The following is a 10,236-nucleotide window of genomic DNA, read 5'->3' as shown; positions in this document are numbered from 1 at the left end:
GGTGATTGCATTCCAATCCTGGAGCTGCCGAAGACGGCGATCTTTTGCTCTTTTCTACAAAATGCCGTTAGTCGCCGCCCCCCGCGATGCATTAAAGTAACGCCCCCAGCCCCGGCGTTATCCGAACGCCTCGGGCCACCCCTTTCCAGGAACAGTCACCGATGGAACATCGTGAAGCGCTGCTGGCGCTGCGAACCTTTCTTTCAACGCAGATTCTCGGCCAGGAAAAACTCATCGAGCGGTTGCTCATCGCCTTGCTTGCCGACGGCCACATGCTGGTCGAGGGCGCCCCGGGTCTGGCCAAGACCAAAGCGATCAAAGAACTCGCCGAGGGCATCGAAGCCCAGTTCCATCGGATTCAATTCACACCGGACCTGCTGCCTGCCGACATCACCGGCACCGAAATCTATCGCCCGGAAACGGGCAGCTTTGTGTTCCAGCAAGGTCCGATCTTCCATAACCTGGTGCTGGCCGACGAAATCAACCGTGCGCCGGCCAAGGTGCAATCGGCGCTGCTCGAAGCGATGGCCGAGCGCCAGGTCAGCGTTGGCCGCAGCACGTATGAACTGTCGCCCCTGTTTCTGGTGATGGCCACGCAGAACCCGATCGAACAGGAAGGCACCTATCCGCTGCCGGAAGCTCAACTCGACCGGTTCCTGATGCACGTCAAGATCGGTTTCCCCGATGCCGCCGTCGAACGCCGCATCCTCCAGCAAGCCCGTGGCGAAGCGCTTAACGGCGAGACCAAGCCCGAGCGTCGGGTCAGCCAACAGGCGATCTTCGCCGCACGCAAGGAAATCCTCGGTCTGTACATGGCCGACGCCGTGGAGGAATACCTGGTGCAACTGGTCATGGCCACGCGCAACCCGGCCAAGTTCGACCCGGAAATGGCCGAGTGGATCGCTTACGGCGCCAGCCCGCGCGGTTCGATTGCGCTGGACCGCTGTGCCCGCGCGCATGCCTGGCTGGCCGGCCGCGATTTCGTCAGCCCCGAAGACATCCAGGCCGTGCTGTTCGATGTGTTGCGTCACCGCATCATCCTGTCGTTCGAAGCCGAAGCCGCCGGCATCGATCAGGACCGCGTGGTGCAGCGGATTCTCGACGTCGTCGCCGTCGCTTGACCCCCGTGAACGTCAGCCTGCCTTCCGAGCCCGGTATTCGCATCAGCCTCGCCGAGCTGATCGAAATGCGTCACCGCGTGCGCGAAGTCCAGCTGTTTTCAACGCCGAGTCAGCGCAGCCCGCTGATCGGCCTGCATCACTCGAAATTCCGTGGGCGTGGCGTCGACTTCGATCAGGTGCGGGTCTATCAGGCCGGCGATGACGTGCGCACCATCGACTGGCGCGTCACCGCACGCACGCAGGAGCCACACACCAAACTGTTCCATGAAGAACGCGAGCGGCCGATTTTCATCATGGTCGAGCAAAGCACGCGGCTGTTTTTTGGCTCGGGGCTAATGTTCAAGTCGGTGCTGGCGGCGCAAGTCGCGGCGTTGATCGGCTGGGCCGCGCTCGGCCACAACGACCGGGTCGGCGGGCTAGTGTTCGGCGACAACGAGCATTACGAAATCAAGCCGCGACGCAGCAAGCAAAGCCTGTTGCAACTGCTCAACCGTCTGGTCAAGGTCAATCAGTCGTTGCACAGCGAGCGCGAGCCGGATCGCGATGCCTTTGGCGTGGCTCTGCGGCGGGCGCGAGAAGTGCTTCGGCCGGGCAGCCTGGCGATCGTCATTTGCGATGAGCGCGCATTGTCCGACAGCGCCGAGCAGCAACTGAGCCTGCTGTCGCGCCATTGCGATCTGTTGATGCTGCCGCTGTCCGACCCGCTGGACCACGCCCTGCCCGCCGCCGGCCTGCTGAGGTTCGCCGAGCGTGGCGCGCAACTGGAAATCGACACGCTGAACTTCGACTTGCGCCAGACTTATCGCGCCCAGGCCGAAGCGCGCATCGCCCGCTGGGAATTGCTCGCGCAAAAACTTCGCGTATTGCTGATGCCGTTGAGCACGCAAAGCGAAATGGTCGAGCAGATGCGCGAATTCCTGAATCCGCAGCGTCCGGGGAAAGGTCGATGAACGGCCTCGAACAACTGCAACCACTGATTTCCCCGCCGCCGATAGCTTTCTGGCCCCCAGCGCCGGGCTGGTGGCTGCTGCTCGTGCTTTTGCCGCTGCTCGGTGTCGCCGGATGGAAGCTGCGTCGTTTCATCCCGGTGAAAAAACGACCTGTCGAGCGCGCGGAACAACCTCTGGATCCGGTGCGCATCGCCGCCCTCGCCGAACTGGCGCAGATGCCCAAACCATACGACGGCGCCCCGGCCGGCGCCTGGCTGCAGCAACTCAACGGTCTGCTCAAGCGCTTGTGCCGTAACCATTACCCGTACAGCCAAAGCCATACGCTCAACGGGCGCAAATGGCTGGCCTTCCTCGATAACCGTTGCCCCGCCGCCGGCCTGACGCGCTGGATGGTGCTGGTCGAAGGCGCGTACAAACCGGAATGCAAACTCGATGACAAAGCCATCGCCGGCCTGACCCAGGCGGTCGACACGTGGATTCGCAAACATGTTTGAGTTCGCCTGGCCGTGGATCTTCCTGCTGTTGCCGCTGCCGTGGCTGATGCGTCTGGTGTTGCCGGCGGCCGACAGCGGCGAGCCGGCATTGAAAGTCAGTTTCCTCGCTGACCTGGAAGGCCTCGCCCGCCGCCGCGCCCGAGCCCACTTGCCCGCATGGCGTCAGCAGGCGCCCTTTATGCTGCTGTGGCTGATTCTGCTGATCGCCGCTGCGCGTCCGCAATGGCTCGGCGAACCGCTGCCGATTGCCGCCAGCGGCCGTGATTTGCTGGTGGCGGTGGATGTGTCCGGCTCGATGGATTTCCCCGACATGCAGTGGCAAGACGAAGAAGTCAGCCGCCTGTCGCTGGTCCAGCACTTGCTCGGCGACTTTCTTGAAAGCCGCGAGGGCGACCGCGTCGGTCTGATCCTGTTCGGCAGCCAGGCCTATCTGCAAGCGCCACTGACCTTCGATCGGCGCACCGTGCGCGTGTGGCTCGATGAAGCGCGCATCGGCATCGCCGGCAAGAACACCGCGATTGGCGATGCCATCGGTCTGGCCCTAAAACGCCTGCGCCTGCGCCCGGCGCAAAGCCGCGTATTGATTCTGGTCACCGACGGCGCCAACAACGGCGGCGAGATCAATCCGTTGACCGCAGCGAAACTCGCTGCCAGCGAAGGGGTGAGGATTTATCCGATCGGCATCGGCGCCAATCCCGAAGACAGCGGCTCGACCGGCCTGCTCGGGGTCAATCCGAGTCTGGACCTTGACGAACCCGCGCTCAAAGCCATTGCAGACGTCACCGGCGGCCAGTATTTCCGCGCCCACGACGGCAAGGAACTGCAAGCAATCAAGGACACCCTCGACCAGCTCGAACCGGTCACCCAGCAGCCAACTCAGGCGCGACCGGCGCAAGCCTTGTATCACTGGCCTCTGGCGCTGGCGCTGTGGTTGAGCCTGTTGCTGGTCGCCCGTGAATTGTGGCCGGACAACCCGCTGCATCGCCTGCTGACAAAGCGACTGTATTTGCAGAGTCCGTTGCCCGACTGGCGTGAGCGCCTGCAACGTTTGCGTTTGCGGAGGCGTCGATGATCGCCCTGTGGCCGCACTGGTTCCGCCCCTGGTGGCTGTTGCTGTTGCCGCTGCTCGGCTGGCTGCTCTGGCAACTCTGGCACCGACAGAAACGCGCCGGACGCTGGCAGATGATTCTGCCGCCGGCGTTTCACGCAGCATTGCTCAGTGGCGGCAGCGGTCGTCAGAGCAAACTGCCGTGGATCGCCCTCGGCGTGGCGTGGTTGCTGGCGATTCTGGCCTTGCTCGGGCCGAGTTGGGAACGTGTCGAACAGACCAGCCAGAAACCCGCCGACCCGCTGGTGGTGGTGCTGGAGCTGACCCCGGAAATGCTCGCCGCCGACTCGCCACCGACGCGTCTCGAACAAGCGCGACGCAAGGTGTTCGACCTGTTGCAGGCGCGCAGCGATGCGCAGACCGCCATCGTCGTCTATGCCGGCAGTGCGCACACGCTGGTGCCGCTCTCGGATGATCTGGCGACCAGTCGCAACCTGCTCGACGCACTGAAACCGTCGCTGATGCCGCAAAGCGGTCACCGCGCCGATCTGGCGGTCAGCAAGGCGCTGGCGTTGCTCAAGCAAGGCGCGCTCGGTCAGGGCAGAATTTTGCTGATTGGTTCGTCGCTCAACGAAGAAGAACGCCTGGGCATCCGCCGGGCATTGAGCGGTGAGTCGGCGCAATTGCTGATGCTTGGCATCGGCACTGCCGAAGGCGCGCCGATTGCGCAGGAGGACGGCAGTTTCCTCAAGGATGAGCAAGGCGCGATTCGCGTGCCGCAGCTCGACAGTCCGGGCCTCGGCGCGTTCCTCAACAGTGTCGGCGGCGAGTACCATCCGGCGCGACTCGACGAAGGCGATCTCGGCGCACTCGGGTTGCTCAGCGGCCCCCGCAACCTGCGCGACGACGGCCAGACCGTGCGCCTCGACACTTGGGCCGACCAGGGCTACTGGCTGCTGTTGCCGCTGCTGTTGCTCGCCGCGTGCGCCGGGCGACGTGGCTGGCTGTTCTGTCTGCCGCTGCTGTTTTGCCTGCCGCAACCCGTTTACGCCTTTGACTTTGAAGACCTGTGGCTGCGCCCCGACCAGCAAGGTCTGCACCTGCTCAAACAAAAACGTCCGGCCGAAGCCGCGCAGCATTTTGAAGACCCTCAATGGCAAGGGGTGGCGTTGTACGAGGCCGGCGACTACAGTGGCGCCGCTCAGCGCTTCGCCGAGGGCAGCGACGCCCGCGCCCACTACAATCGTGGCAACGCTCTGGCCAAAAGCGGTGAGCTGGAAGCGGCGATCGACGCCTATGAACAGGCACTGGAACAGCAACCGGACCTGCGTCCGGCACAAACCAACAAGGCGCTGGTGGAAAACCTGCTGAAACAGAAAAACGCGCCACCGCCGGCCGAACCGGACAACCAGCCGAACGAGCAAAGCCTGCCCGGCGATGAGCCGCCGCCCGCTACCGCACCACCACCGGCGACTACCAGCGAAACCCTCAGCGAGACAGAGTCGGCAGAATCAACCAGTGAGCCGCCACCCACCACCCCGCCGCAACCGGGCCCCAATGAGGTGCCGGGCAGCAACGAGGAAGAGGAAACCGACACGGTGCCAACCCTGCGCCCGAGCGAGAACAACCTCGAAAGTGAGCAGCGTCAGGCACTGGAACAATGGCTGGGCAAAATCCCGGACGATCCGGGCGAACTGCTCAGGCGCAAGTTCTGGTACGAACAGCAACAACATCAGGATCAGGAAAACATTCGATGACCCGCTTCACCGCTCTCTTGCTGCCCCTGCTGATCTGCACGGCCTCCGCTGAGGCGGCCGAGCTGACGGCCAGCGTGGATCGCAGTCGCCTGAACTCCGGCGAGACGGTCGAGCTCATCCTCGAAACGGACGACGTCACCCAGTTCGGCAAGCCCGACCTGTCGGCACTGGAGCCGCTGTTCGAAGTGCGCGGCACGCGCCAGGTCAACCAGTTGAACACTCTCAACGGCGACAACCGCGCCACCACGCGCTGGATCATCACCCTGTTGCCGAAAGAAAACGGCAGCGTGGTAATTCCGTCGCTGCAACTGGGCGAAGCGCAGAGCGAGCCGATCACCGTGCAAGTGATCGCCAGCGATAACCGCGAAGACAACAACGGCCTCGATCCGGTGTTCATCGAAGCCAGCCTCGATCAGACCAGCGTCTATGTGCAGGCCCAGGCCATCCTGACCCTGCGCATCTACCATTCGGTATCGCTGTACGACGACAGCAGCCTGAGCCCGTTGCACATCACCGATGCGCGCATTGAACAGCTCGGCGACACGCGCACTTACGAGAAAGACATCAATGGCGTGCGTCACGGCGTGATCGAGATGCGCTATGCGATCTACCCGCAACACAGCGGTTTGCTGACCATCGCGCCGCAGACTTTCAGCGCTACGTTGGTCGATACGGCACCATCACCAGACGCCTCGGGGCCCAAGCCCGGTAAATTGATGCGCGTCAGCTCTTCGTCAATTCCGCTGACGGTCAAACCCAAACCGCTGACCTATCCGGTCGATGCACCTTGGCTACCGGCGCGCAGCCTCACTCTGAGCGAAAGCTGGAGCCCTGAGCCGGATCACACTCAAGTCGGCGATTCCCTGACTCGCAGCCTGACCCTGAAAGTCGAAGGCCTCGCCAGTTCGCAACTCCCTGCCCTGCCCGCCACCGACGTCAACGGCCTGCGCCGCTACCCCGACCAACCGGTGCTGAGCAACCAGAGCAGCGATCGCGGCATCATCGGCAGCCGCGAGGAACGCGAAGCCCTGGTGCCAAGCCGCAGCGGCGCGATCGACCTGCCGACCGTCGACGTGGTCTGGTGGAACACCTTCGAAGATCACCTCGAACACAGCAGCCTGCCCGCGCGCACCCTGCAAGTGGCGAACAACCCCAGCCTGCAAATCGATACCCCCGCCGGCACCCTGCAACCCAGCACAGCCGACAACGACACTCTGTGGTGGTGGAAACTCAGCACCCTGATCCTCGCCTGCACCACCCTGCTCGGCTTCGGCCTCTGGTGGCGCGCGCGCTGGCAACCGGCAATCCACCGCGCCGCCCAGACCGGCCCGAGCCCGCGCACCCTACTCGACGACATCAAACGCGCCAGCCAGGCCAACGACCCCCACGCCACCCGCCAGGCACTGGACGCCTGGGCGCGGCAGCAGCCGGAGACACTGGCGGACATGGCCGCGCGGTTTGTGCCGTTATCGGATGCGTTGGACGGGTTGAACGGCGCGCTGTACAGCGAGACGGGGCAACATTGGCAGGGTGAGGATTTGTGGCGGGCAATTCGTACTATTCCCGCCGCCGAGCGCATACAGGATCCGGTGAGTGAGAGTGGATTACCGCCGCTTTATCCGAAGTGAAAAGCACAAGATCGTCCGATCGCGGCCCGAGCCTTCGGCAGGCCCTACGGATTGTGTAGGGGGCTGCCGAAGGCTGCGATCGTTTGATCTGAAAGTCGGGGATCAATACTCGAATTTCGTTTTGACTTGTTCGCCTTCGCGATATGACAAGACGAATGACTTCCAAGGCTCTCCACGTTGCACGGCGTTGGCTTTTAGTTCTTTTGCCAGAAAATACACATCAGAAATATCAAAATCGATCTCGGCATCCGTCACTTCAATGCCGTTTTTTTCGACGGTCAACTCGGCCTCCATAAACCCTTGTCCCATTTCGATCTCGTAACGAAAAGAGTCGTAGCCGTGGACGATGCCGCCATGAACGATTCGGAAAATGCTTTTAATGACTTCTAGATCTTCGATGACCATGCCTGTCCGTTCGACGCCCCGTGGTTCAATAACCAAATTTCGTTCGCACTTGTTCGCCATCGCGATACGAGAGCACGAAGGATTTCCATGGTTCGCCCCTTACAGCTGCATTTTCGTGCAGCTTCTCCACGAGCATGTAGATTTTTGAATTATTGAAATCTGTTTCGGCATCCCATCTCTCAACACCATCTTGTTGATATCGAGCCCATCTCTTGTGGCATTGCCCACTACGTAACCTCTGTTATCAGGAAGCAAAAAATTGGACAGATTTATTTCCTAAAATAAATCTGTCCCCTTTTAGCCTGACCCGCGCCCCGTACTAGAGACCCGATGTCGTCGCATTCTGCACCTATGGATAACTCACTGGTGGTAGCCCTGATAATCAAATCCTTCTGGAATATCCGGCCAGACTGGCTTGCGCAGCAGTGCATCCAAATCGTCGAAAATATCCCTGAAAAAATTTGCGAGATCCATGAAGTCCGTTCGTGAATTCAGCAACGCGGCTTTCAACATGACATCATCTGTATTTTCTTTGGCGGATGCCGCTCTGGCCATATTGTAGAAAGTGCTTGCTAGCCTTTCCGCCAACTCAGCTTCCCAGTTCAGCTTGTAATCAGCTTCCCAACTGTCACCATCAAAATTACCGGCTTTATCTTTAACCAACTGGATAATCAGTTTCTTTACTGACTCGAAATCATTCATCTTTCAACTTTCTCTTGATCGGAGATCTTTTGGCTGCGCTAGACAAATGGAACACTTCTACTTATCAGATATAGCTCCCACTTAAGAGAACATCTACTTCAGCCTTACTTTCAGGATGGCGCTGAAGGTGTTTATCACAAGCTAGCCGAAGGTATTCCATGCAAACCTCTTCACTGACAACAATTGTGTCTGCATCGCTAGAGGGATACCCATAAGAAAACTCCACTCCTTCGAAATGGCCCTCTTCAAATGAGCTATTTACATCAGGGAAGTTACAGTATGCTCCATCAACACTGAACCCCCAACGCCTCACAATATAGACGGCCGCCTCGATGAAACGGCCATCATCATACATCCTGTCAAAATACCCTTTGACAATCCAATAAGGGTCTGACTGGCGGTATGGCTGGCCGAACAACTCCTTCATAACAACCTCACTTCATTGCCGGATCATACACTGTCATTTCTTGAGTCTTCTGAACCGGAAACAATGTCCAACTCGCCCCATAGCATCGACAAGCCTATGCTTTCCATATAAGTCCCAAAATCCAGAAAAGGCGCAACGACGATCGCCCCAATTGAAAACCAGATAGCGTCGCCTCTGGGCACATGAATAACTCTTTCCCAGTGGCCTTGACATGGGCACAGACTATGTAATCCAGCTGACATCTTGGGCAGATGATCATCTATGCCTCCTGCAAGGGCACGACACCATTGAATGAGTTTTCGCGACGCAGATTGATATATAAAGTGGTGATCAAGTCGTCGTCATCGTCAACATAGAACCCCATACCCAACTCACCGACTTCAAATCCGTCATCGTCAATGACGGGGTCAATACCGTGGCGACGAAACAAAGCCAACACGTCCGTGGATGTTTCGCCTACCAGCTTGTGGCCGTTCCAGGACACCGTGCTTCTTTCGAAAAACTCTACCCCTTTAACTATATCTCGCTCGTCGTAGTAGACATGAAGATCGAGCTGAATATAAGCATCGGTAGTATTCAAGGAGTCAGTTGTTTTCCAGAACACTTCGAAACCGGCTCCAAGAATGTCGCGCACTTGACCTCTGGACAACTTTCCATTCAAAGGGCCGACCGCTCCGTACTCCGCAATTGAAAAGTCCATTTGAAGCCTCTTGCTGGCGAACAATCCAGTTCCCACTCTTACTCGAAAGCATGTGGCGCGCTCTATCATAGCTGCTTGATATAGGAAGAAAAGTTTCCGCCACCCTGATCAATATGTAGTCGTTCGCATTTATTGCAGCGATAAACAGTAGTAGCACCCGCACCTATCTGTTGATAGAACTCTTCCTCAGACAACCAACGATCTGCCAAGGCAGCACCCAGCTCATCTATCTTTCGCTCGGCAACCATCGAATATTCTGACTCGGACGTACCATGAGACAAATTGATTATCTGACCGCAGACACAGGAAAATTTAGGCATTGTATTGGTGGCTCAACTCAAGAAATGTAAAAGCTCGCCCGCGCTCTTGAGGCGGGTACATTAAGAAAAAAATCTTTTATCAGCGAGCGTTGGGAAGGTGTCAATCATTGTTTCACCTGATAAAACGTAACCACCGGTCCGTAATTCTCATCCGAGTTCGACACCTCGACAGTGAATAACGTGTCCGGGAATTTCTCCTTCAACACCATTCGCCAGGCAAACCCGATCATCTCGCACACCTGAAGAAATATTCTGGGCGATACACCATTTCCGTATTGGCCAAAAACTTCATAAATCTTCACATAATTCATAAGCCGCTCAACCTCCGCCATGTCGCCAGCGGCCAGGTTCACGCAGCGCGCGAACGCTTCATGTGAAAAATTCCGCTCGAGGAAGATGCCTCCCTCAGACACGATGAACGTCGGGAACAGCAACGTGGAAAATATCAATATCTGTTCCGGGTGGCATTGGTCGTTGATATACGAATGAATATCCAGGCCTTCCTGATTCGACCACTGCTGCTTCCATGTGTCGAAGGGTTCTGTGTCGATAACCAAGGGTATAGAGTTGATCACTTGCATTACATTGGCTCCCCACTCGATCTTCCGGCGTCAGCTTTATCGAATAACGCTGAAGACTGGACGTAACGCTTGCGACTGAAATGATATCAATACGATGGCTCGA

12 protein-coding genes are annotated in these 10,236 nt (G+C 58.5%); 6 read left to right on the top strand and 6 right to left on the bottom strand.

Annotated elements, in window-relative coordinates:
- The first annotated feature begins 161 nt into the window (after positions 1-161).
- From HU727_RS20760 to HU727_RS20735, 6 genes are read left to right on the top strand one after another with little or no spacing between them, the layout of a single operon-like run.
- Positions 162-1,121 carry an AAA family ATPase gene (locus tag HU727_RS20760; protein ID WP_007913915.1) on the top strand — a complete coding sequence of 320 codons (960 nt, stop codon included), beginning with the start codon at positions 162-164 and terminating at the stop codon, positions 1,119-1,121.
- 5 nt (positions 1,122-1,126) lie between these two features.
- Positions 1,127-2,071, top strand: coding sequence for a DUF58 domain-containing protein (locus tag HU727_RS20755; RefSeq protein WP_186533236.1), 945 nt, complete (start codon positions 1,127-1,129; stop codon positions 2,069-2,071).
- Positions 2,068-2,565 carry a DUF4381 domain-containing protein gene (locus HU727_RS20750; protein WP_186533238.1) on the top strand — a complete coding sequence of 166 codons (498 nt, stop codon included), beginning with the start codon at positions 2,068-2,070 and terminating at the stop codon, positions 2,563-2,565. The genes HU727_RS20755 and HU727_RS20750 overlap by 4 nt, the downstream gene beginning before the upstream one ends.
- Positions 2,558-3,637 (top strand): vWA domain-containing protein, encoded by a 1,080-nt coding sequence (locus tag HU727_RS20745; protein WP_186533240.1) that lies wholly within the window; start codon positions 2,558-2,560, stop codon positions 3,635-3,637. Before HU727_RS20750 ends, HU727_RS20745 begins: the two co-directional genes overlap by 8 nt.
- Positions 3,634-5,370 carry a vWA domain-containing protein gene (locus HU727_RS20740; protein WP_186533242.1) on the top strand — a complete coding sequence of 579 codons (1,737 nt, stop codon included), beginning with the start codon at positions 3,634-3,636 and terminating at the stop codon, positions 5,368-5,370. Before HU727_RS20745 ends, HU727_RS20740 begins: the two co-directional genes overlap by 4 nt.
- Positions 5,367-6,998, top strand: a complete 1,632-nt coding sequence (locus HU727_RS20735) for a BatD family protein (protein ID WP_186533243.1) — start codon at positions 5,367-5,369, stop codon at positions 6,996-6,998. The genes HU727_RS20740 and HU727_RS20735 overlap by 4 nt, the downstream gene beginning before the upstream one ends.
- A 102-nt stretch (positions 6,999-7,100) precedes the next feature.
- On the opposite strand, the gene HU727_RS20730 is transcribed toward HU727_RS20735, so the two are convergent.
- The 6 genes from HU727_RS20730 to HU727_RS20710 form a co-directional block, all read right to left on the bottom strand.
- Positions 7,101-7,403, bottom strand: a complete 303-nt coding sequence (locus tag HU727_RS20730; protein ID WP_186533245.1) for a hypothetical protein — start codon at positions 7,401-7,403, stop codon at positions 7,101-7,103.
- A 360-nt stretch (positions 7,404-7,763) separates the two neighbouring features.
- The gene (locus HU727_RS20725; protein WP_186533247.1) at positions 7,764-8,105 is read right to left on the bottom strand and encodes a hypothetical protein; all 342 of its coding nucleotides are present in this window, start codon (positions 8,103-8,105) and stop codon (positions 7,764-7,766) included.
- 64 nt (positions 8,106-8,169) lie between these two features.
- Positions 8,170-8,532 (bottom strand): ribonuclease toxin immunity protein CdiI, encoded by a 363-nt coding sequence (gene cdiI, locus HU727_RS20720; RefSeq protein WP_186533248.1) that lies wholly within the window; start codon positions 8,530-8,532, stop codon positions 8,170-8,172.
- 259 nt (positions 8,533-8,791) lie between these two features.
- Positions 8,792-9,232 carry a hypothetical protein gene (locus HU727_RS20715; protein ID WP_186533250.1) on the bottom strand — a complete coding sequence of 147 codons (441 nt, stop codon included), beginning with the start codon at positions 9,230-9,232 and terminating at the stop codon, positions 8,792-8,794.
- A gap of 65 nt (positions 9,233-9,297) precedes the next feature.
- Entirely contained in the window at positions 9,298-9,552 is a 255-nt protein-coding gene (locus tag HU727_RS26250; RefSeq protein WP_496197705.1) for a DUF8617 domain-containing protein, read from the bottom strand.
- A 104-nt stretch (positions 9,553-9,656) separates the two neighbouring features.
- The gene (locus tag HU727_RS20710; protein WP_186533252.1) at positions 9,657-10,133 is read right to left on the bottom strand and encodes a hypothetical protein; all 477 of its coding nucleotides are present in this window, start codon (positions 10,131-10,133) and stop codon (positions 9,657-9,659) included.
- Positions 10,134-10,236: the final 103 nt, after the last annotated feature.

It is taken from the genome of Pseudomonas khorasanensis (assembly GCF_014268505.2).
In the GTDB taxonomy this organism is placed as follows: Bacteria; Pseudomonadota; Gammaproteobacteria; order Pseudomonadales; family Pseudomonadaceae; genus Aquipseudomonas; species Aquipseudomonas khorasanensis.
This window is presented reverse-complemented; position numbering and strand designations above follow the sequence as displayed.